At 60.1% G+C, this 22574-nt stretch carries 23 protein-coding genes; 21 read left to right on the top strand and 2 right to left on the bottom strand.

The window, feature by feature from the left end:
* Position 1: 1 nt before the first annotated feature.
* The 21 genes from AC1DZE_RS09095 to AC1DZE_RS09195 all read left to right on the top strand — a co-directional run bounded on the left by AC1DZE_RS09095 (position 2) and on the right by AC1DZE_RS09195 (position 20757).
* A complete protein-coding gene (locus tag AC1DZE_RS09095; protein WP_477669352.1) occupies positions 2–1612 on the top strand; it encodes a pseudouridine synthase in 1611 nt (536 codons plus the stop codon).
* 124 nt (positions 1613–1736) lie between these two features.
* Positions 1737–2162, top strand: coding sequence for a nucleoside-diphosphate kinase (ndk, locus tag AC1DZE_RS09100; RefSeq protein WP_477669353.1), 426 nt, complete (start codon positions 1737–1739; stop codon positions 2160–2162).
* A 79-nt stretch (positions 2163–2241) separates the two neighbouring features.
* Positions 2242–3390, top strand: a complete 1149-nt coding sequence (rlmN, locus tag AC1DZE_RS09105; RefSeq protein WP_457280669.1) for a dual-specificity RNA methyltransferase RlmN — start codon at positions 2242–2244, stop codon at positions 3388–3390.
* The gene (gene pilW / locus AC1DZE_RS09110) at positions 3387–4196 is read left to right on the top strand and encodes a type IV pilus biogenesis/stability protein PilW (RefSeq protein WP_457280670.1); all 810 of its coding nucleotides are present in this window, start codon (positions 3387–3389) and stop codon (positions 4194–4196) included. The genes rlmN and pilW overlap by 4 nt, the downstream gene beginning before the upstream one ends.
* Positions 4189–5199, top strand: coding sequence for a RodZ domain-containing protein (locus tag AC1DZE_RS09115; RefSeq protein ID WP_477669354.1), 1011 nt, complete (start codon positions 4189–4191; stop codon positions 5197–5199). The genes pilW and AC1DZE_RS09115 overlap by 8 nt, the downstream gene beginning before the upstream one ends.
* Positions 5199–6476 carry a flavodoxin-dependent (E)-4-hydroxy-3-methylbut-2-enyl-diphosphate synthase gene (gene ispG / locus AC1DZE_RS09120; RefSeq protein ID WP_477669355.1) on the top strand — a complete coding sequence of 426 codons (1278 nt, stop codon included), beginning with the start codon at positions 5199–5201 and terminating at the stop codon, positions 6474–6476. The genes AC1DZE_RS09115 and ispG overlap by 1 nt, the downstream gene beginning before the upstream one ends.
* A gap of 5 nt (positions 6477–6481) precedes the next feature.
* Entirely contained in the window at positions 6482–7831 is a 1350-nt protein-coding gene (gene hisS / locus AC1DZE_RS09125; protein ID WP_477699962.1) for a histidine--tRNA ligase, read from the top strand.
* Between the two features lie 92 nt (positions 7832–7923).
* Positions 7924–8616 carry a YfgM family protein gene (locus AC1DZE_RS09130; RefSeq protein ID WP_477669357.1) on the top strand — a complete coding sequence of 231 codons (693 nt, stop codon included), beginning with the start codon at positions 7924–7926 and terminating at the stop codon, positions 8614–8616.
* Complete coding sequence (bamB, locus tag AC1DZE_RS09135; protein ID WP_477669358.1) at positions 8613–9767, top strand: outer membrane protein assembly factor BamB; 1155 nt, start codon at positions 8613–8615, stop codon at positions 9765–9767. Before AC1DZE_RS09130 ends, bamB begins: the two co-directional genes overlap by 4 nt.
* A gap of 29 nt (positions 9768–9796) precedes the next feature.
* Positions 9797–11140 carry a ribosome biogenesis GTPase Der gene (der, locus tag AC1DZE_RS09140; RefSeq protein ID WP_477699963.1) on the top strand — a complete coding sequence of 448 codons (1344 nt, stop codon included), beginning with the start codon at positions 9797–9799 and terminating at the stop codon, positions 11138–11140.
* A 51-nt stretch (positions 11141–11191) separates the two neighbouring features.
* Entirely contained in the window at positions 11192–11461 is a 270-nt protein-coding gene (hfq, locus tag AC1DZE_RS09145) for an RNA chaperone Hfq (protein ID WP_411883131.1), read from the top strand.
* Positions 11458–12639 carry a GTPase HflX gene (gene hflX / locus AC1DZE_RS09150; protein ID WP_457280985.1) on the top strand — a complete coding sequence of 394 codons (1182 nt, stop codon included), beginning with the start codon at positions 11458–11460 and terminating at the stop codon, positions 12637–12639. The genes hfq and hflX overlap by 4 nt, the downstream gene beginning before the upstream one ends.
* A gap of 57 nt (positions 12640–12696) precedes the next feature.
* Complete coding sequence (gene hflK / locus AC1DZE_RS09155; protein WP_477669360.1) at positions 12697–14121, top strand: FtsH protease activity modulator HflK; 1425 nt, start codon at positions 12697–12699, stop codon at positions 14119–14121.
* 11 nt (positions 14122–14132) lie between these two features.
* On the top strand, positions 14133–15035 hold the full coding sequence (gene hflC / locus AC1DZE_RS09160; RefSeq protein ID WP_457280677.1) for a protease modulator HflC: 903 nt from the start codon (positions 14133–14135) through the stop codon (positions 15033–15035).
* A gap of 6 nt (positions 15036–15041) precedes the next feature.
* Entirely contained in the window at positions 15042–15230 is a 189-nt protein-coding gene (locus AC1DZE_RS09165) for a DUF2065 domain-containing protein (RefSeq protein WP_457280678.1), read from the top strand.
* A gap of 129 nt (positions 15231–15359) precedes the next feature.
* Positions 15360–16550, top strand: coding sequence for an ATP phosphoribosyltransferase regulatory subunit (locus AC1DZE_RS09170; protein WP_477669361.1), 1191 nt, complete (start codon positions 15360–15362; stop codon positions 16548–16550).
* A 45-nt stretch (positions 16551–16595) separates the two neighbouring features.
* On the top strand, positions 16596–17936 hold the full coding sequence (locus AC1DZE_RS09175; protein WP_457280680.1) for an adenylosuccinate synthase: 1341 nt from the start codon (positions 16596–16598) through the stop codon (positions 17934–17936).
* Positions 17937–18011: 75 nt separating this feature from the next.
* Positions 18012–18536: a phosphoribosyltransferase gene (locus AC1DZE_RS09180; protein ID WP_411877599.1), complete on the top strand. Its 525-nt coding sequence runs from the start codon at positions 18012–18014 to the stop codon at positions 18534–18536.
* A 39-nt stretch (positions 18537–18575) separates the two neighbouring features.
* On the top strand, positions 18576–19193 hold the full coding sequence (locus tag AC1DZE_RS09185; protein ID WP_477669362.1) for a hypothetical protein: 618 nt from the start codon (positions 18576–18578) through the stop codon (positions 19191–19193).
* Positions 19194–19313: 120 nt separating this feature from the next.
* The gene (locus tag AC1DZE_RS09190; protein ID WP_477669363.1) at positions 19314–20504 is read left to right on the top strand and encodes a PLP-dependent transferase; all 1191 of its coding nucleotides are present in this window, start codon (positions 19314–19316) and stop codon (positions 20502–20504) included.
* Positions 20505–20571: 67 nt separating this feature from the next.
* Positions 20572–20757: a hypothetical protein gene (locus AC1DZE_RS09195; RefSeq protein WP_477669364.1), complete on the top strand. Its 186-nt coding sequence runs from the start codon at positions 20572–20574 to the stop codon at positions 20755–20757.
* Positions 20758–20904: 147 nt separating this feature from the next.
* Here AC1DZE_RS09195 and mnmH read toward each other — a convergent pair whose 3' ends face one another.
* Positions 20905–21972, bottom strand: coding sequence for a tRNA 2-selenouridine(34) synthase MnmH (mnmH, locus tag AC1DZE_RS09200; RefSeq protein ID WP_477669365.1), 1068 nt, complete (start codon positions 21970–21972; stop codon positions 20905–20907).
* Complete coding sequence (locus tag AC1DZE_RS09205; RefSeq protein WP_477673677.1) at positions 21969–22574, bottom strand: arylesterase; 606 nt, start codon at positions 22572–22574, stop codon at positions 21969–21971. Before AC1DZE_RS09205 ends, mnmH begins: the two co-directional genes overlap by 4 nt.

The raw sequence follows: 22574 nt of genomic DNA on the forward strand, positions 1-22574 counted from the left end.
CATGACCCAACAAGACCCTCCTGCTTCCGAATCTGTGGACACACCTCGTGAGCCGCAGGACAAAGTGCTCATAGAGGAGCAAGCCGTGCAAGATTTGCCGGAAGCAATAGCACCCTCCGAGTCCGGCCCCGCGCAAGCCATCCGTGCTCCAGCGCCGCGGCCTTCAGCCGGCCGCAACGCCCCAGCCCCAGGTGCCATCCGATTTGAGGATGTAGTGACTGGGCAATTCGATGCTGATGAGGAAGACGTTGCGTTGGCACTGCCCAAGCGAGTGCTCGCGCCCCAGCCCGAAACCCCCAAGCTGCACAAAGTGCTTGCCCAGGCGGGACTGGGTTCACGGCTGGAGATGGAGCAACTGATTCTGGAGGGGCGAATCTCGGTCAACGCCGAGCCTGCCCATATAGGACAACGCATCCAGTTTGGCGATACGGTCAAAGTCAATGGCAAGCCAATCCGGGTGCGTATCGACCCGCCGCCGCCGAGGGTGATTGCCTATCACAAGCCCACCGGAGAGGTCGTCACACATGATGACCCGCAAAACCGCCCGACCGTTTTTCGTCGTTTACCCAAGCTGTTCCAGGGAAAATGGCAATCGGTCGGTCGCCTCGACTTGAACACGGAGGGCCTACTGCTGCTGACCAGTTCGGGTGAATTGGCCAACAAGCTGATGCATCCGCGTTTCGGCCTGGAGCGTGAGTACGCTGTTCGTGTGCTCGGTGCGCTAAATAGCGAAGAGAAAAAACGCCTGCTCGAAGGTGTGAATCTGGATGACGGCATGGCCCAGTTCAGCTCCATTGAAGCCGGAGGGGGGGAAGGCGCCAACTGCTGGTACAAGGTCACCATTTCCGAGGGGCGTAACCGTGAGGTCAGACGGATGTTTGAGGCAGTGGGGCACGCTGTCAGCCGCCTTATTCGCATCCGCTATGGGGCTATGGTTCTCCCGCGCGGCCTTAAGCGCGGCGCGTTTGTCGAACTCGATGAGCGCGATATCTGGGCCCTGACAAGCGCTTTGACCCGTTCTGAATCTCGCGCAATACCGGGGGGAGCGCAGGGTGCCGGCACTCATGGGGACGGGGTTGAACCACCGAGACGGGGACCGCGCAGAAATGAACGCCAGCGCGGCGACCGCGGGCGGCCGTCAGCGCCAAACAGCGAACCACCTCAAGCGCCGGCGCAAGGCGGATCGGAGGGCGAGCAGGGGATTCATGATCCACATGAGCTGCAACCGCCGCTGAATCTCAACGATTCTGCACCCCGTGGAAACCGACGCCGCGGTGGCAAGGGGCGTAACCAGGGTGGCAATCCCGGTGTTGGCTTCCGGACCGGCCAGCCGCAAGGCAACGGCAATGGTATGCAGGGGCAAAAACGGCGAGAGGACCGTGGTGACAAAGCTGCCGGAGGAACGCAGCCCGATCCGATGAAAACTTCATTTGGTTATATCGGTGCGGACACTTTTACCCGGCAGCGACAGGGGCAAGGCCAGGGTCAGCAGCGTCGCGGGGGCGGTGGTACGGGCGGAAACGGTACCGGTGGACCGCGCCGCGGCGGTGCCGGTGGTGGAAACCGGGGAGGCGGCAATCGCGGTGGTGGGAGTCGCGGTGGAAATCGATGACCCGCAGAGGCACCTCTAACCGCAAGGTTGATTTGAGCCAATACGCCTACAGGTTAAAATCATAGGCTTTATTCAAATTTTTGAATAATTTACGACTCCAAAAAATTTAAGTTAAGGAAATCTCATGGCAATCGAGCGCACTCTCTCCATCATCAAACCCGACGCCGTGGCGAAAAACGTCATTGGGCAAATCTATGCGCGTTTTGAAGCTGCTGGCTTGAAGCTTGTGGCCGCCAGGATGGCTCACTTGTCGCAAGGCGAGGCTGAGGCTTTTTATGCGGTGCACAAAGAGCGCCCATTCTTCAAAGACCTGGTTTCCTTCATGATTTCCGGCCCCGTCATGATCCAGGCGCTGGAAGGTGAGGGCGCCATCCTGAAAAACCGTGATCTGATGGGAGCTACCGATCCGAAGAAGGCTGCCGCCGGCACCATTCGTGCGGATTTCGCCGACAGCATTGATGCCAATGCCGTCCATGGTTCGGATGCCGCCGAAACGGCCAAGGCGGAAATTGCTTTCTTCTTTCCCGGCATGAACGTTTACTCGCGTTAACTATGTCTCGCCCCATGCTTTGCTACACCCAGCCAGGGCCGTCGCTTGCTTGGGGCAGTTCAGTCGGTTCCCTACTGCGATGACTGCCAACCTTCTTGACTACGATCTGGATGGTTTGGCGGCCTTTTGTGGGCAGCTTGGTGAAAAACGCTTTCGGGCCACGCAGCTTTTCCGCTGGATTCACCAAAAAGGAGTTGCAGATTTCGGGCAAATGACGGATTTGGCAAAATCCCTGCGCGACAAGCTGGCAGGATCAGCCCAGGTCGTAAGCCCCACGGTGGTTTCCCGCCACGATTCCGCCGATGGCACCATCAAATGGTTATTTGATGTCGGTGCAGGCGATATTATTGAAACTGTTTTTATTCCCGAAACCGACCGAGGAACTTTGTGCATTTCCTCGCAGGCCGGCTGTGCTGTCGGTTGCCGGTTTTGCTCCACGGGTCACCAGGGTTTCAGCCGTAACCTGACCACGGGAGAGATCGTTTCCCAGCTATGGTTTGCCGAGCATTTCCTGCGGCAGCATCTAGGCAGGGATGAACGGGTGATTTCCAACGTCGTCATGATGGGCATGGGTGAGCCCCTGCAGAACTACTCGCAGCTCCTGCCAGCCCTGAAGGTCATGCTTGACGACCATGGTTATGGCCTGTCACGCCGACGGGTGACGGTATCGACATCGGGCGTTGTGCCCATGATTGATCGGTTGGCCGGGGACTGCCCGGTAGCCTTGGCTGTATCGCTGCATGCACCGGAAGATGGGCTGCGCGACAACCTTGTGCCTTTGAATAAAAAATACCCCATAGCCGAACTGCTTGCGGCTTGTACCCGCTATCAGTCATCGGCACCCCGGGACTTCATCACGTTTGAGTATTGCATGCTCGATGGTGTGAACGACCAGCCAGAGCATGCGCGTCAGCTCGTATCGCTGGTTCGGGCCCAGGCGGCGCAAGGGCTCTCCTGCAAATTCAACCTGATTCCCTTTAATCCATTTCCGGCTTCGGGGTTGAAGCGTTCTGACATGCCGCAGGTGATGGCATTTGCGAAAATCCTGATGGATGCGGGTATTGTGACAACCGTCAGAAAAACCCGGGGGGACGATATCGATGCAGCTTGCGGGCAACTGGCTGGCGATGTACAGGACCGCACAGGTGTGGATCAGCGCATGGCGGCGCAGCGGCAAGGTATGCTCGGGGGAATCAAGGTCGTAGTGGCCAAAGGGATGGGTACATGAGATTTCGCGCCAATATGATCTGGGTTCCAGCCTGCTGGCTGGCAGTATTGCTCGCAGGATGCGCCAATCACGCAGGCGCTCCAGGGTCTCCGGGCAACCGCACTGACATTATTACGGAATCAGACGAACCTGATCAGCGCAGGCGTGCGCGTCTTCGGCTTGAATTGGCTTCGGGCTACTTCGAACAGGGGCAAACCAATGTTGCTCTCGACGAAATCAAGCAATCGCTGACCACGGATCCAACTTTTGCGGAGGCCTACAACCTGCGCGGACTGGTTTACATGCGTCTTAACGATATTCCTCTGGCTGAGGATAGTTTTCGCAGGGCTCTTGCATTGAATCCCCGCGATGCGGATGTTGCGCATAACTATGGATGGTTGATGTGCCAGCAAGGACGCTATAACGAGTCTTCTCGGTTCTTTGCTCAGGCCGTGGCGAACCCAACGTACGCAGGCAAGGCCAAAACGCTGATGGCGCAGGGGGTTTGTCAGGTTCGTGCTGGGCAGCATGCAGAAGCCGAGCAAAGCCTCCTGCAGTCTTATGAATTGGACGCAGGAAATCCTGTTACTGGTTACAACCTGGCTAGTCTTTTGAACGATCGTGGCGATCTGACTCGGGCACAGTTTTACATACGACGACTGAACAACAGTGATCTTGCAAATGCTGAAACCCTGTGGCTAGGCATCAAAATCGAGCGTAAATTAAACAACCGGGATACGGTACGGCAGCTCGGTGATCAGCTAAAAAAGCGTTTTGCGCAGTCCCGGGAGGCTGCTGCTTATGACAAAGGGGCGTTCAATGAGTGACGCTGACGTTGTTGCACCGGCTGGGGAGGCCACATCTGGAATGGCTGCGTCTGGCGTTGACCGGGGTACTGACTTCGAGCCCACGGCAGGCACACTGCTTCGTGAGGCAAGAGAGGCTGCAGGCATACATATCGCGGCCCTCGCCGTATCCTTGAAGGTTCCGGTAAAAAAACTCGAAGCGCTGGAGCTGGATCGCTTTGACTTGCTGCCGGATGCTGTTTTTGTTCGGGCCCTGGCTTCCAGCGTGTGCCGTAGCCTGAAACTGGATGCGGCCCCTGTGCTTGAACGCCTGCCTCAAACCAGCGCCCCCAAGCTGATATACCAAGGTGCTGGCATCAATGCACCGTTTCGCTCGCCAGGGGAAGGCCCCCGGCCTGCTGTGTGGACCCAGGTTTCGAAGCCTGCAGTGCTGGCCGGCCTGGCTTTGCTGCTTGGTGCTCTGGTATTGATTTTCCTGCCAGTCATCAAGCCGGATGTCACGAAGGGTCAGGGTGATAGTGAGATGCAAGCTGGCGGCGCCGAGGCCGCCAAACCGCTGCCCGCAGCTGTGGCGATGACGGGCGGAGGATTGGTAAACGACGTCAAGCCTGTTTTCCCCACAGAGCAGAGTCATGAGACTTTTTCAGGCGCCGGTGCTGCCACGGTTGCCGGCTCTCCCACCGGCCCTGCTGTGACGACAACTACCTCTCTACCTGGCCCAGCCGTTCAGCCTGCTCCGGTGCCAGTGCCAAGTGGTGTTGCTGCACCTGTATCGCCAGCGGCACCGGCGGGTATCGTGACTTTTCGCGCCAGGGGCGAATCCTGGGTGGAGGTGACGGATGCCAAGGGAACGGTTGTGCTGCGCCGTACCCTGACCGCCGGAGAAGTCGCGGGTGCGTCCGGGGCGTTACCGCTGGCCGCCGTAGTGGGTAAGGCAGATGTGACGCAAGTGCAGGTGCGCGGCCAGGCTTTTGATCTGAGCAGCGTGGCCAGGGATAATGTTGCCCGATTTGAGGTGAAATAATGTCGAAGGGTTGCCTTCCGATCGAGTCCGCTTTTCCCAAAGCGCGGCGCTCCCTCCAGTCACAGGTGTCATGGGGCGGCCGTATTTTGACTGTCGGCGGCGATGCGCCGGTGCGCGTCCAGTCCATGACCAATACCGACACGGTGGATGCCATTGGCACCGCGATTCAAGTCAAGGAACTGGCGTTGGCGGGTTCCGAGATGGTTCGCATCACCGTCAACACGCCGGAAGCGGCGCAGGCTGTTCCGCATGTGCGTGAGCAACTCGACCGGATGGGGATCGACGTTCCACTGATAGGGGACTTTCATTACAATGGCCATCGGTTGTTGACGGATTACCCCGCTTGCGCGGAGGCGTTGTCCAAATATCGCATCAATCCGGGAAATGTTGGCAAGGGCGACAAACGTGACCGGCAGTTTGGCCAGATGATAGAGGTTGCCATGCGCTGGAAAAAACCCGTGCGTATCGGTGTGAACTGGGGCAGCCTTGATCAGGAACTGCTGGCCAGCTTGATGGATGAGAACAGTGCGCGTGCAGTCCCTTGGGATGCCAGGCAAGTCATGTATGAAGCATTGATTACGTCCGCGATCGATTCCGCCCGGCGCGCTGAAGAAATGGGAATGCCTCGTAATCAGATCATCCTTTCCTGCAAGGTAAGCGGTGTTCAGGACCTGATTTCGGTTTATCGAGAATTGGCCCGGCGCACAGATCACGTGCTTCACCTAGGGCTGACGGAGGCCGGTATGGCTACCAAGGGCACGGTGGCTTCTGCCACGGCGTTATCGATCCTGCTGCAAGAAGGCATTGGCGATACCATTCGCGTTTCCTTAACGCCCCAACCGGGTGAGGCCCGCACCCAGGAAGTTGTTATTGCGTCAGAGATTCTCCAGGCGCTTGGTTTGCGGACCTTTGTGCCCAGTGTGACGGCATGCCCAGGTTGCGGGCGCACCACCAGTACGACCTTCCAGGAGCTGGCCAAGCAAATTGACGACTTTCTGCGTGCGCAGATGCCTGTCTGGCGCGAACAATATCCCGGCGTCGAAGGGCTCAAGGTTGCCGTCATGGGCTGTATCGTCAATGGACCGGGTGAAAGCAAACATGCCGATATCGGCATCAGCCTGCCCGGCTCCGGCGAGGCGCCTGCCGCGCCGGTGTTTATTGATGGTGAAAAAAGACTGACCCTACGTGGCGACAACATTGCGCAGGAGTTCCAGGTCATTGTTGAAAATTACATTGAAAAACGCTTTGGCACGCACACCGTCGCTGAAGCTGCGTAACGCCCATGGTTGAAAAAACAGCTGCCGGCCCGGTAGAAAAATCCGCCGTGGCCAAAATGAAAAAACTGACGGGCGTCAAGGGGATGAACGACATCCTGCCGCCGGAGTCGGCTCGTTGGGAGTGGTTCGAAGCCAAGGTGCGCGCATTGATGGCCCGCTATGCCTACGCCAATGTACGCACGCCGATCGTCGAGCCGACCGCGCTGTTTGTGCGTGGTCTTGGCGAGGTGACCGACATCGTCGAAAAGGAGATGTATTCCTTTGTCGACTCGATGAACGGCGATCGGCTCACGTTGCGCCCTGAGGCTACTGCCGGTATTGTGCGCGCGATGATCGAACACAACGCGCTGTACAACGGCCCGATACGGGTCTGGTCGGCGGTGCCGCTGTTTCGTCATGAGCGACCACAGAAGGGGCGTTATCGCCAATTTCACCAAATCGATGTTGAAGCGCTGGGCTTTGCCGGACCTGATGTGGATGCCGAGCAAATTCTCATGTGCCGAGCGCTGCTGCACGACCTGGGCATTCCGATGGAGCATGTGCGGCTCGAACTGAACAGCCTGGGCCAGCCCAGCGAGCGAATGGCGCACCGTGCCGCGCTGATCACGCACTTTGAGGCGCATGCCGGCGTGCTTGACGAAGATGCAAAACGCCGGCTGCACAGCAACCCGTTGCGCATCCTCGATACCAAAAATCCTGCCATGCAGCCCGTTGTGGAGGCCGCGCCGCAGCTCATGGGCTTCCTTGGCGAGGGTTCGCTGGCGCACCTGAACGCGGTGCGCGCAGTGCTCGACGCGGTAGGGCTGTCCTATCGCATTAATCCGCGCCTGGTGCGTGGCATGGATTACTACAACCTCACGGTGTTCGAATGGGTCACCGACAAGCTTGGCTCACAGGGTACGGTTTGCGGTGGCGGCCGTTACGACGGCCTGTTCGAGCAGCTTGGCGGCAAGCCAACGCCTGCGGTAGGCTGGGGCATGGGTGTGGAACGAATGCTGCTTCTGCTTGAGGCGGTGGGCGTGTTGCCGCCGGTGAGTGGCCCCGACGCCTACGTGATCGTTCCGTCTGCCGAGATGATGCCAACTGTGATGGCAACCTGCGAAGCCTTGCGCGCTGCTGGCATCAACGTGCAGATGCACGCCGGAACAGGCGATGGCATGGGCAGCATGAAGTCCCAGTTCAAGAAAGCTGACGGTAGCGGTGCGCGCTACGCCCTGATTTTTGGCGAAACCGAGTTCGCTCAAGGCTGTGTTGCCGTCAAACACCTGCGGGGCGAAAAAGACCAAGCCTTGCAGGCCCAGGCACTCCAGCCCTTGGGGGATGTCATGGCCTGGGCTCACAGCCTGCGCGGCTGAGCCGCCACGGCCGGCCATTTGGAGTGCTGGCCGGGCCTCTACAATCACCCCAACTCAATCCGCACCATTTCCGGGGCAGAACAAAGACTTTTATGGCAAAACATCTCGATTTGGAAGAACAGGAACAGCTTGACGAGCTCAAGCACTTCTGGAAGCAGTACGGTGACATGATCACCTGGGCCCTGATTGTGGTGCTCGGGGCCTTTGCCGCGTGGAATGGATACCAGTACTGGCAGCGTAACCAGGCAGCCCAGGCTTCGGTCATGTATGACGAAGTCGAGCGCGCTGTGCAGTCCGGTGACGTGGCAAAAATTGACCGCTCACTGGCCGACATGAAGGATCGTTTTGGCCGGACAACGTACGCTCAACAGGCGGGACTGCTTGCCGCCAAGGCATATTACGACAAAGGCAATGTCGACGCATCGCGTGCTGCTCTGAATTGGGTCGCTGAAAAAGCCTCTGATGAGGGCTATCAGGCCATTGCCCGGTTGCGCCTGGCGGGGCTGCTGATTGAGAAGAAGTCTTATGACGAGGCCCTGCAGCAGGTTTCGGGCCCATTTCCGAAGGACTTCACGGCATTGGTCGCCGACCGGCGTGGCGATATTCTGGCAGCGCAGGGTAAGAAGTCAGAGGCGAAAAGTGAATACGAAAAGGCTTACAAGGGGCTTGACGAGCGCTCCGAGTACCGGCGTCTGGTTGAGGTCAAGCTCAACGCGCTGGGGGTTGATCCCGGCGCAGAGACAACCAAGGCCGATGCGCCATCAAATAAAGAGGTGAAGAAATGATTTATCAATCTTTTAGGCCTCTGGTCCAAGCGGTGCGTGCGCCGGCAGCTATTGTTTTGATAGCGATTCTGAGTGGGTGTTCCTTTTTCGGTGGCGGTCCTGCAAAACCGCAACCCGCAGAACTTCAGCCGGTCACTGGGTTGGTGTCTGCGCGCCAGATCTGGACCACCCGCGTGGGGCAGGTGAACTTCCCGCTTGAGATGGGGGTTTCGGGCAACACCGTGGCAGTGGCCAGTGGTGACGGCACCGTGGCTTTGCTGGATGCCCAAACTGGTCGCGATTTCTGGCGCCTTGCGCTGAATACACCCCTGGCCGCCGGTGCTGGAAACGACGGCAAGGTCGTTGCCGTGGTAACCAAGGCCAATGAAGTCATCGCGTTGCAGGATGGCAAGGAACTCTGGCGTCAAAAGCTGGGCGCCCAGGCATTTTCCGCTCCCTTCGTGGCTGGCTTGAGGGTATTTGTCCTGGCCGCAGACCGTTCGGTCACGGCCTTTGACGGGCTGACGGGTCGCAAGCTTTGGGCGCAGCAGCGGCCCAACGAGCCCCTGGTGCTTCGTCAGTCCGGCGTCATGCTGGCGGTGGGCGATACGTTGGTCGTAGGTTTGGCCGGCCGCCTCGTGGGCCTTAATCCGTCCAACGGTAGCATCCGTTGGGAGGCACCGATTGCCACGCCTCGCGGCGTCAATGACGTGGAACGGCTCGTCGACCTGGTAGGACGTGTCAGCCGGCAGGGCGATATCGTTTGCACGCGGGCATTCCAGGCAAGCGTTGGATGCGTCAACGCTGTGCGCGGCAACCTGCTGTGGGCCAAGCCGGCCAACGGTGTACAGGGCATTGATGGCGACGATCGCCTGCTGTTCGGCACGGAAGCTGATGGCACTGTGAACGCCTGGCGCCGCACCGATGGTGAGCGTGCGTGGTCCACCGACCGCCTGCGCTACCGCAGCCTCACGGCGCCGGTGGTCGTCGGGCGCTCTATCGCCATGGGCGATTTTTCCGGCTACATCCACCTGCTTTCCCGCGAAGACGGCTCACTGCTCAATCGCCTGCCTACCGATGGCTCAGCCATTGCGGCAACGCCCGTGCTTGCTGGCAATACGCTGATCGCCGTGACGCAAAACGGTGGTGTTTACGGCTTCCAGCCTCAATAAGGGCCTACGGTCCTGCCAGAAACTGATTGATGAAACCTGTCATAGCGCTAGTCGGCCGTCCGAATGTGGGCAAGTCGACGCTTTTCAACCGGCTGACCAAGACGCGGGATGCGATCGTGGCCGACTTTGCCGGCCTGACGCGGGATCGTCATTACGGTAACGGGAAGCTGGGACCCCACGAATACATCGTGATCGACACCGGCGGATTTGAACCCGATGCGGCGTCCGGTATTTACAAGGAAATGGCCAAGCAGACCCGGCAGGCGGTCGCGGAAGCCGATGTGGTCATCTTTGTCGTTGACGCCCGCGCCGGCATCAGTGCGCAGGACCACGATATTGCCAAATACCTGCGAAAGCTGGGCAAACCCACCATCCTGACTGCTAACAAGGCCGAGGGCATGACTGAAGGCGTGCAGCTGTCCGAGTTCTTTGAATTGGGCCTGGGCGAGATGCTGGCGGTTTCCGCCTCACACGGCCAGGGCATGCGCACGCTGGTTGACATGGCCTTGGCGCCGCTCAATTTGCCGGATCCGGACGAAGAGGCTGAGCCTCAAGATCCTTCTGTGATTCGTCTGGCCGTGGCAGGACGCCCCAACGTGGGGAAGTCCACATTGATCAACACCTGGCTGGGTGAAGAACGCCTGGTGGCCTTTGATTTGCCCGGGACAACCCGCGACGCCATTTCTGTGCCTTTTGAGCGTGCCGGGCAGAAGTTTGAGCTGATTGACACGGCAGGTCTGCGCCGCAAAGGCAAGGTTTTTGAGGCCATCGAGAAGTTTTCCGTGGTCAAGACCCTGCAGGCCATCGAAAACGCCAACGTAGTGCTGCTGCTGCTCGATGCCACCCAAGGCGTGACCGACCAGGACGCCCACATTGCCGGCTACATCCTCGAAAGCGGCCGTTCGGTGGTGCTGGCCATCAACAAGTCGGACGCTGTGGACTCCTACCAGCGCGAGCTTCTCGAGCGCTCCATCGAGACCCGGCTGGGCTTCCTCAAATTCGCCGCCATCCACCCGATCTCGGCCATCAAGCGCCAGGGACTGGGCCCTGTCTGGAAGTCGATTGTTCAGGCCCATGCATCGGCCAATCGCAAGATGTCCACACCCGTGCTCACCCGGCTGCTGCTGGAAGCCGTGCAGTTCCAGCAACCCCAGCGCTCGGGTGTTTTTCGCCCCAAGCTGCGCTATGCCCACCAGGGCGGCATGAACCCACCCATCATCATCATCCACGGTAATTCGCTCGAACACGTCACCGAGTCGTACAAACGCTATCTGGAAGGGCGTTTCCGCAAGGAATTTGACCTGGTCGGCACGCCCTTGCGCATCCAGATGAAGAGCTCCCACAACCCCTTTAAAGACAAGGAAACGGCCTAGGACTACATGACCCGGGCCACGCCCTGTGGTAAGGTCAAGTTCTATTAACTTTTGAACACGGAAAATATCGTGAGCAATAACAAAGGCCAGCTCTTGCAGGACCCATTTCTCAACACCTTGCGTCGCGAGCATGTTCCTGTTTCCATTTATCTCGTCAACGGGATCAAATTGCAGGGCCAGATCGAATCCTTCGATCAATATGTGGTTCTGCTTCGCAACACTGTGACCCAAATGGTCTACAAACATGCGATTTCCACCATCGTTCCAGGTCGCGCCGTAAATTTCGCGACCAACGAGTCTGAAGAAAGCCCCGCCAGCTGAGTTCGTACGATGCTCCGGTGAGCCCGAAACCCCTGGTCCTTCTTGTAGGGGTCGATCTGGGGTTGCCAAACTTTGATGCTGATCTGCAGGAACTGGGTTTGCTCGCGCAAACAGCAGGCCTGCAGCCGGTTGCGCGCGTCACCTGCAGACGCAAGGCGCCCGACGCCGCGCTCTTCATCGGCAGCGGAAAAGCTGACGAAATCAAGCTGATGGCGCTGGATACCGGCGCCACGGAAATTCTGTTCGACCAGTCCCTCAGCCCGGCGCAGCAGCGCAACCTGGAGCGGCACCTGGACATGCCGGTCAACGACCGGACCCTGCTGATTCTTGAAATCTTTGCCCAGCGCGCGCGTAGTCACGAAGGCAAGCTGCAGGTTGAGCTGGCCCGGCTGCAATACATGTCTACACGCCTGGTGCGGCGCTGGTCCCACCTGGAGCGGCAAACCGGCGGCGCCGGTGTGCGCGGCGGCCCGGGTGAGAAGCAGATCGAGCTCGACAAACGCATGATCGGTGACGCGATCAAGCGCACCAAAGAACGCTTGCTCAAGGTCAAGAAGCAGCGGCAAACGCAGCGAAAGCAGCGCGAGCGCCGCAATTCCTTCACGATTTCCCTGGTGGGTTACACCAACGCGGGAAAATCCACGCTCTTCAATGCACTGGTCAAAGCGCGTGCTTATGCGGCCGACCAGTTGTTCGCAACGCTCGATACCACCACGAGGCAGCTTTATTTGGGTGACGCCGCGCGTTCCGTGTCGTTGTCGGACACGGTGGGCTTCATCCGCGACCTGCCGCACGGCCTGATTGATGCCTTTGCTGCAACGCTGCAGGAAGCAGCGGATGCCGACTTGCTGCTGCACGTGGTGGACGGCGCCAATCCCGACTACCTCGAGCAGATCGAGCAGGTCCAGCGTGTGCTTTCGGAGATTGGCGCGGCCGATGTGCCGCAAATACTGGTGTTCAACAAGCTGGACGCTATTGAAAAGGACAGCTTGCCCCTGCACCTGCAAGACATGTTCGAACTGAGGGACGCGTTTGAGGGCTCAAGCCGCAGCGTTGAACGGGTGTTCGTGAGTGCGCAGACAGGTGAAGGCCTGCCGCTTTTGCGGGCGCTGCTGGCTGGCTATGCGGTCAACCCGCCCGCCGACGAAATCCCCCAAACTGCCGAGGACCTTGCCTGATATGGCGGTTTCATTAGGCACAATGTCGGTGTAACGAAAAAAAGTGAGTTTGATCCCATGAATCTGAACCCCGTGCTGCAGACCTTGACGAGCTTGCCAGGCCGGCTCAAGCAACGCGCCCAAGGCATGTTCAACCTCAATGATCCGCGCTGGGGTCGGGATGACGACAAACCGTCTTCTGACGATGCCAAGCCCGAAGCTCCGCGGGAGGACAAGCAACCGACCCGGCCCGCCAACCGTCCGCAGGGGCAGGGGCCCAACCAGGGCCCACCCGACCTGGATGAACTCTGGCGCGACTTCAACCGCAAGCTGGGTGGCCTTTTTGGCGGTGGCAAGAACAACCCCAACCGTGGTGGATTTGGCCGCGGCAATGGCGGTGGGAACAACGGCGGCAGTGGCGGCGGCTTTCAGCCCGACATGAAGAGTGCCGGCATTGGTGTCGGACTGATTGCCAGTGTCGCAGTGCTGATCTGGCTGGGCACCGGGTTTTTCATTGTCCAGGAAGGCCAGCAGGCCGTCATCACCCAGTTTGGCAAATACCACTCGACCGTGGGCGCGGGCTTCAACTGGCGGCTTCCGTATCCTGTGCAGCGCCACGAAATCGTTGTGGTCACGCAGATCCGTTCAGTGGATGTCGGCCGTGACGTCATCATCAAGGCGACAGGCCTGCGCGACTCGGCCATGCTGACTGAAGACGAAAACATCGTTGAAATCAAGTTTGCCGTGCAGTACCGCCTGAACGATGCGCGCGCCTATCTGTTTGAAAGCAAGGACCCTGCAGCGGCGGTGGTTCAGGCTGCCGAAACAGCCGTCCGTGAAGTGGTCGGGAAAATGAAGATGGACCTGGCCCTGGCGGAAGAGCGTGACCAGATCGGGCCACGCGTGCGCGCCCTGATGCAGACCATCCTCGATCGTTACAAGGTCGGCGTTGAAGTTGTCGGCATCAACCTTCAGCAGAGCGGTGTGCGCCCCCCCGAGCAGGTGCAGGCAGCGTTTGACGATGTGCTCAAGGCCGGCCAGGAGCGCGAACGCGCCAAGAACGAAGCCCAGGCATACGCCAACAATGTGATCCCGCGTGCCGTGGGTTCCGCGTCCCGCCTCAAGGAAGAGTCTGAAGCCTACAAAGCCAAAATCGTGGCCCAGGCACAGGGTGATGCCCAGCGCTTTCGTTCGGTGCTGACCGAATACCAGAAGGCGCCCCAGGTGACCCGTGACCGTATGTACACCGACGCCATGCAGCAGGTTTATTCCAGTGTGACCAAGGTGATGGTCGAGTCCCGTCAGGGCTCCAACCTGCTGTACCTGCCGCTGGACAAAATCATGCAGATGACGACGCAGGGTGATGCTGGCAGTACCGCAGAGCCCGCGCTGGTTCCCGGCGCAGCGTCTTCGCCAACGGTGCCTGCCGCGCCTGTTTCCAGCTTGCCCCTTGATGCCCGATCCCGCGATGCTTCCCGCACGCGCGATCGTGAAACACGCTAAGGAAGACGATCGTGAATAGAGTTGGATTTATCATTTCTTCGTTGCTGGTGATCCTGGCATTGCTCAGCTCCACGCTTTTTGTGGTGGACCAGCGGCAGTTCGGCGTGGTTTATGCGTTGGGGCAGATCAAGGATGTGGTCACTGAACCGGGCCTGCATTTCAAGATGCCACCGCCGTTCCAGAACGTCTCTTACATCGACAAGCGCCTGCTGGTGCTCGACAGCGTCGACGCCGAGCCCATGCTGACGGCAGAAAAGCAGCGTGTCGTGATCGACTGGTACGTGCGCTGGCGCATCATCCAGCCCACCGACTACATCCGCAACGTCGGCCTGGACGAAAAAACCGGCGCCAACCAGCTCAACCGCGTGGTGCGCAATGCCTTCCAGGAAGAGATCAACAAACGCACCGTCAAGGACCTGCTTTCGCTCAAGCGCGAAGCCCTGATGGCCGACGTCAAGCGGGAAGTGCTTCAAGCCGTGCAGGGTGCGCAGCCCTGGGGCGTTGACGTGGTCGACGTGCGTATCACGCGCGTGGACTATGTGGAAGCCATCACCGATTCCGTCTACAAGCGCATGGTTGCGGAGCGCCAACGCGTGGCCAATGAACTGCGTTCTACCGGTTTGGCAGAAGGCGAAAAAATCCGTGCCGACGCCGACCGCCAGCGAGAAGTCACCATCGCCAACGCCTACCGCGATGCGCAAAAGGTCAAAGGCGAGGGCGATGCCGAAGCCGCTCGCACCTATGCCGAATCGTTCGGCCGCGACCCGCAGTTCGCCCAGTTCTATCGCAGCCTCGATGCCTACAAAGCCAGCTTCAACAAGAAGAGCGACGTGATGGTTCTTGACCCTTCGTCCGACTTTTTCAAGGCGATGCGCGGCCCAGGCTCCGGTAACGCCGCACCCGCCAAAAAATAAGCCGGCGTGGACGGCAACACCTTCTGGATGGCGCTGGCCCTGATGCTGGTCATCGAGGGCCTGTTGCCTTTCATCTCTCCCGGCGGCTGGCGCCGCATGTTCGAGCAGATTCTCACTCTGGGTAACGGCCAGATCCGCTTCTTCGGCTTGTGCAGTATTGCGGCGGGCCTGATCCTGCTGGCTGTGCTGGCCTGATTTCGCCTCCCTCGGCAAGCCGCTCACTGCCACGTATTTCCGCCAGAGTGCGTCATTGGGCCTTCAGCGGGCCGAAAACCCGCTTCAAGCCCGGTAAAATGCTGTTTTTAACAGCCCACGAAAATCACAATGCCCGCCTGGTCGTCATCATGGCAATTGCCCGATCAAATTGCCGATGTCCTGCCTTCCGAGGCGCGCCACATCGAAGAGCTGCGCCGTCTGTTCCTCGACACCGCCCGCAGCTATGGCTATGAACTTGTCATGCCTCCGCTGCTGGAGCACCTCGAGTCGCTCCTGACCGGCACTGGCGAGGCCCTTGATCTGCAGACTTTCAAGCTGGTGGACCAACTCTCCGGCCGAACGCTGGGCCTGCGTGCCGACACCACGCCCCAGGTAGCCCGCATTGATGCGCATTTGCTCAACCGCAGCGGTGTTGCCCGCCTGTGCTATTGCGGCCCGGTGCTGCATACCCGTGCCGACCGGCCTCATGCCACCCGTGAACCGCTGCAGTTTGGCGCGGAAATCTATGGCCATGCCGGCCTGGAGGCAGATCTGGAAGCCCAGCAGCTGGCGCTGGAAGGCCTCAAGGCGGCCGGCGTCACTGAACTGAGCGTGGACATGGCGGATGTCCGCATCGTCAACAGCTTGCTGGCTGGCGCCACCGTCAACGGCAAAACCCTGGCGCTCATCCATGCCGCGCTGGCGGCCAAGGACGCGAGCGAGCTCGGCAGCCTGATCGCCAGCCTCAAGGACGGCATTTCGGCTGCGGCGCGAGACGGCCTCAAGGCGTTGTTGCAGCTTTATGGTGACGAGAAAGTGCTGGCCGAAGCGGAAAAAATCCTGCCGCCCTCAACGGGCCTGAAAGCAGCGCTGCAAAACCTGAAATGGCTGGCCGCACACACCAGGGGTGAAAAAGGCGACGTCAAGGTCAGTTTTGACCTGGCCGACCTGCGCGGCTACGCTTATTACAGCGGCACCCGCTTTGCCATTTACGGGCAGGGCGCCGAACTGGTGCGCGGCGGCCGCTATGACGAAGTCGGTGCCGTGTTCGGCCGCAACCGGCCTGCAGCGGGCTTCAGCCTTGACCTCAAAGAGCTGGTCAGTGTGCTGCCTCCTCGGGCCCTCAAGGCAGCCATCCGTGCGCCCTGGGGCGAAGATATCGGCCTGCGTGCCGCCATCGCCCGCCTGCGCGCGGGCGGCGAAACCGTGGCCTGCGTGTTGCCCGGCCACGAACATGAAGTCAATGAGTTTGATTGCGACCGCGAACTGGCAAACGCTGCCGGTCAATGGGTGGTCCAGCCCCTTAAAAAAGCCGCTTGAGGGCCTGCGCCCGGCTTTATCCCGAAACCTTAACGAGAATTGAAGATGACAAACAAACAAACCGCAGCCGCGGGCCGTAATGTCGTGGTCGTGGGCACCCAGTGGGGCGACGAAGGCAAGGGCAAGCTGGTCGACTGGCTGACCGAGATGTCGCAAGGCGTGGTGCGCTTCCAGGGCGGCCACAATGCCGGCCACACGCTGGTCATCAATGGTGTGAAAACGGCGCTGCACCTGATTCCCAGCGGCATCATGCGCCCCGGCGTGAAGTGCTATATCGGCAACGGCGTGGTGTTGTCGGCCGCCAAATTGTTCGAAGAAATTGAGGGGCTGGAAAAAGCCGGCGTTGAGGTGCGTTCCCGCCTGCGCGTCAGCGAAGCCTGCCCGCTGATCCTGCCTTTTCACGTCGCGCTGGATGTCGCGCGCGAGGCTTACCGCGAGAAGGGTGGCACGACCAAGATCGGTACCACCGGCCGCGGCATCGGCCCCGCGTATGAAGACAAGATTGCCCGCCGCGCGCTGCGCGTGCAGGACCTGAAATATCCCGATCGCTTTGCCGCCAAGCTGCGTGAATTGCTCGACCTGCACAATTTCGTGCTCACCGGCTACCTGCATGCGCCGGCAGTCGACTTCGATACCGTCTACGCAGAAGCCATGCGCCACGCCGAGTTGCTCAAACCCATGATGGCCGACGTCTCGCGCGAGCTCAACGATGCCAACGAGGCCGGTGCCAACCTGCTGTTTGAAGGCGCGCAAGGCACCTTGCTCGATGTCGATCACGGCACCTATCCCTATGTGACCTCCAGCAACTGTGTGGCCGGCAATGCCGCTGCGGGCGCGGGCGTGGGCCCGGGCATGCTGCATTACATCCTCGGCATCACCAAGGCTTACTGCACCCGCGTGGGCGGCGGGCCTTTTCCGACCGAACTCGACTGGGAAAAGCCCGGCACGGTGGGCTACCACCTCAGTACCGTGGGCGCCGAAAAAGGCGTGACCACGGGACGTAGCCGTCGCTGCGGCTGGTTTGACGCTGCGCTGCTCAAGCGCTCGGCCCAGGTCAACGGCCTCTCGGGCCTGTGCATCACCAAGCTCGACGTGCTGGACGGCATCGACGAGCTCAAGCTGTGCACCGGCTACGAGCTTGACGGCCATATCACCGACATCCTGCCGATGGGCGCTGAAGAGATCGAGCGCTGCAAGCCGATTTATGAGACCTTGCCGGGCTGGAGCCAGAGCACCGTGGGCGTCACGCAATACGACAAGCTGCCGGCTGCCGCGCAGAAATACCTGCACCGGATCGAGGAAGTCACCGGTGTGCCGATCCACATGATTTCGACCAGCCCGGACCGTGACCACACCATCCTGCTGCGCAATCCGTACGCCGCCTAGCCAGAAAACCTCAGCAAAAAATGCACCCAACCCAATAGGGACGGGCGCAAGCAGCTATCAAATCAGGAGCATTTCATGTTGACAGAAGACGGCAAGCATCTCTATGTGAGCTACGACGAGTACCATAACCTGATTGAAAAACTGGCCATCAAGATCCACCAGTCCGGCTGGCAGTTCGACACCATCCTGTGTCTGGCTCGCGGTGGCATGCGTCCCGGCGACATCCTTTCTCGCATTTTCGACAAGCCGCTGGCCATCATGTCCACCAGCTCCTACCGCGCCGACGCCGGCATGACGCAGGGCAACCTCGACATCGCCCGCTTCATCACCACGCCCAAGGGCGAAATCGCGGGCAAGGTGCTGCTGGTCGATGACCTGGCCGATTCCGGCCACACGCTCAACGCCGTGATCCACCAGCTCAAGAACAACTACAAACCCATCACCGAGCTGCGCAGCGCTGTGATCTGGACCAAGGGCGTGTCTACTTTTCAGCCTGATTATTCGGTTGAGTTGCTGCCCACCAATCCATGGATCCACCAGCCTTTTGAAGGCTACGACTCGCTGTCACCCGCGCAGTTGATGGCGAAGTGGAAGATCTAGAGGCGTCGGATATCTCCGTTTGACGCCCATCAGCGCCGCATGACGCAAAGTCCGCCGGTCTTGCCGTCCACTGACGGGCCGCAAAACTGGAGGTCACTTCAAACCGAAGCATCTGCTGGTTTGGCTGCTTGGATACTCCTCATTTTGGCGGTTCCGTTGATGATTTGCAGCGGCGGTTTCATCGCGTTTTTGGGTCGCCGGGCACCAGAGCCGTGGTTGTCATGGCTTCTCCTTTGCACCGGTACATTCATGATGGTTGGCACCGTATGGTGGATGCTATGGACTTCCCAGCATGGCAGTTTCAATTTTGACGTCAATCAAAAGACAAAGCGTATTCGCGATTGGAAAACATCTCTCTTTCTCGGGAGAAGCTTCGACGAATACGATTTCGATGAATTCCGTGCGGTTCGGTCGGTGCAAAGATTCGGGGACGACGATATATATTGGGTGGTGGTTGAGCTACTTTTCAAAACGACGAGACCAGCGCTTGAAGTAGGACGCTTTGGTGCGGTGGCCCGTGGCGAATCCCGCTGGCAGAGATGTGCCAACACATTTCGCGGGTTACGCACCGAAGGCCCGGAGAGTGCGGCCTTGCGCCACGAGTTGGTGAAGTTGATGGGCATCGCGGACGCGGGCTATTTCGACAAGGAGCGATAAGGTCCTTGCCGATGCTGCCCGGAGGGTTGTTTTCTGCTTGCCAATTCCATGTCCCCTGGATGGCCGAATTACCCCGAACGAGGGTTGAGCAGCGCTGGAAAACTGCCGTAATATCGCTGCATGAGCGATTCTCCATCCGACATTTCCACCACCCTGATCCACCACCCCTACAAGCCCCCCGCCGGGTTTGACGCCATACCGCCCGGGGTCTACAAGGCCTCCACCATTGCCTTTCCGACAGTCGCCGCGCTGCGCAGCCGCGACTGGAAGCACAAGACCGGCTACACCTACGGCCTGCACGGAACCCCCACCACCTTCACGCTGGAAGAGCGCATCGCCACCCTGGAAGGGGGCAAATACTGCACGCTGGTGCCCAGTGGCCTGGCGGCAGTGGTGCTGGTTGGCATGGCGCTGCTTAAGGCCGGCGACGAACTGCTGATTCCCGACAATGCCTACGGGCCGAACAAGAGCTTCGCGCAGGGCGAGCTGGCCGCCTGGGGCATCACCCACCGCTTTTACGACGCGATGAACCCGGCCGACCTGGCCGCCAAGCTGGGCCCCAAAACCCGGCTGGTGTGGATCGAAGCGCCGGGCTCCATCACGCTGGAGTTTCCCGACATGCCGGCGCTGGTCGCCACCATCAAGGCGCACCAGAATGCCCACCCCGCCGGCATCGTGACCGCGCTCGACAACACCTGGGGCGCCGGCCTGGCTTTCAATGCATTTGACCTGGGGCTCGATATTTCGGTCCAGGCCCTGACCAAATACCCCAGCGGCGGTGCCGATGTGCTGATGGGCTCCGTCGTCACGCGCGACGAGGCGCTGCATCATCTGGTTCACTTTTGCCACATGCGCGTCGGCTACGGCATAGGCGGCAACGATGCTGAACTGGTGTTGCGCGGCCTGAACAGCATGGCCTTGCGTTATGCCGCGCAGGATGCCGCGACGCGGGAGCTGGCCGGCTGGCTGCAAACCCGGCCGCAAATCGCGGCCGTGCTGCACCCGGCCTTGCCCGGCTCGCCTGGCCATGAAACCTGGAAGCGCGACAGCAGGGGCGCCGCCTGCCTGATGAGTGCCGTCTTCAAGCCGGAGTTCACGCAGGACCGGGTGGACCGCTTTTGTGACAGCCTCAAGCTCTTCAAACTGGGCTATAGCTGGGCGGGCCCCGTGAGCCTGTGTGCGCCGTACGACATACCGGCCCTGCGCACCACGGCATGGCCGTACAAGGGGGGTCTGGTGCGCTTTTCGGTGGGCCTGGAGGCCGTTACGGACCTGCAGGCGGACATTGCCCAGGCGCTGGAAAAAGCCTGATCAAAGGCTTGGCATACCGTGACGGCAATGCAGTACAGTAAGGGTTACCTATTCACGAAAGCACGCAGTGGCAACTCCCAATTACTCTTACGAAAAGCGCCAGAAAGAGCTTGCGAAAAAACGCAAAAAAGAAGAAAAGCTCAAGCGCAAGGCAGAGGGCAAGCCGGACGATGCCGCTGACGACGGGACCGATACGCCCGATCCCGACGGTGAGGCGCCCGGTGGCCTCCCGCCTGTAGACCCGGCCCCCTGAGTCCCCGCGATTTTTAATGAAAAAAGGCTGCAGCCCTTTATGGACAAGCGCAAGCAGCTATTGATTTGGTAGCAACCAAACGCCGGGAAGAACGGCAGGCAATCAAAAGCCCGGCAATACCTGTAAAGGTCTGCCGGGTTTGTCGTTTCAGGGAGCGGAATTTTCAGCCCGCAGGGCTTGCGCCAGCGCGGCCATGGCTGCGGTGCTGTGGTCCTGCGGCGAAAGCACACGGGCCGTGGCATGCCCGGAAAAATTGCGCTGCATCGACTGGAGATAGCCCGGGTCGTAGTGTTGGACCAGCAGTTCACGCACCACCGAAGCCACGTCGCCACTGCGGGCGCGTGCCTGCCAGTCCTGCACAACGGCCTTGCCGCGTGCTTCCGTCAGGGCGCCCAGGCGTTCGCAGAAGAACGCGATGTCTTTCACGAAAAAGTCATAGTCTTCCAGCAGCAGCGCTACGCGTTCATCCTCCGGCAGGTCCAGCTGCAGGCAAGGGCTGGCCCGCATGGCGGTGATCAGGCCTTCCGGCACGGCCACATTGCCGACTTTCTTGCTTTCACTTTCAATGTAGACCGGCTGGGCCGGATCAAAACGTTTCAGCGCAGCCCAGATGCTGCTGTCAAACGCCTTCTGGCTGGGCTGCTGCACACCGGGGATGGCGCCCAGCACCGAACTGCGGTGGTTGGCCAGCGCTTCCAGGTCCAGCACCTGCGCGCCTTCGGCCGCCAGGGCCTGCAACAGCCGGGTCTTGCCCGAACCCGTGGGGCCGCACACCACCCGGTAGCTAAAGCGGCCGGCCAGCTGCGGCAAATCCGCCACCAGCGCGGCGCGAAATGCCTTGTAACCGCCGTCCACCAGCGTCACCTTGAAGCCGATCTGGTCCAACACCAGCGCCAGCGAGCCGCTGCGCTTGCCGCCGCGCCAGCAATACAGCAGCGGTTGCCATTCCCGGGGTTTGTCCAGCACGTCACGCTGGATGTGCTCGGCAATGTTTTTGGCCACCAGCGCCGCGCCCAGTTTTTTGGCTTCGAACTGGCTGATCTGCTTGTATTTGGTGCCGACGATTTTGCGTTCTTCGTCGCGCAGGCTGGGCCAGTTCACCGCGCCCGGGAGGTGGTCTTCGGCGTATTCGCCTTCGCTGCGGGCGTCAATCACCCCGGAATAACTCCCGAGCGTTTGGAGCGCCTCTTCGGCAGAAATTCGGTCCAGGCTCACTTGACCAGTTTCTTCAGTTCGGGACACACATTGGCAAGCATCTTCGCCTGCGACTGCTCGTTCGGGTGGATCCGGTCCGCCTGGAAGTTGGCCACCGGGTCGGCCGCGTCGGCAATGCCCTTGAGAAAGAAGGGCACCAGGGCTACTTTTTCCGCCTTGGCGATCTTGCCGAACAGCCCTGAAAACGTGGCCGCGTAGGCGCTGCCGTAGTTGGGCGGCACCTGCATGCCTACCAGCAGCACCCTGGCCCCTGTTTTTTTGGACGCCTGCGTCATCGTGACAAGATTCCTTTCGGTCATGTCCAGCGGCAATCCCCGCAGGGCATCGTTGCCGCCCAACTCAATCACCACCACCGCAGGCTTGTGCTGCGCGAGCAGCGCCGGCAGGCGCGAACTGCCGCCCGAAGTGGTGTCACCGCTGATGCTGGCGTTGACGACTTTGGCCGTCTTTTTTTCGCTGGCAAGCTGTTTTTCAAGCAGCGGCACCCAGCCCGTTCCGCGTTTCAGGCCGTATTCGGCGCTGAGTGAATCACCGACCACCAGAATGGTTTCCCCTTTGGGCACCGGCGTTTGCGCTATTGCCGCCGGAGCGCCGCCACCCAT

The sequence above is a fragment of the Polaromonas sp. P1_F1 genome, assembly GCF_056405795.1.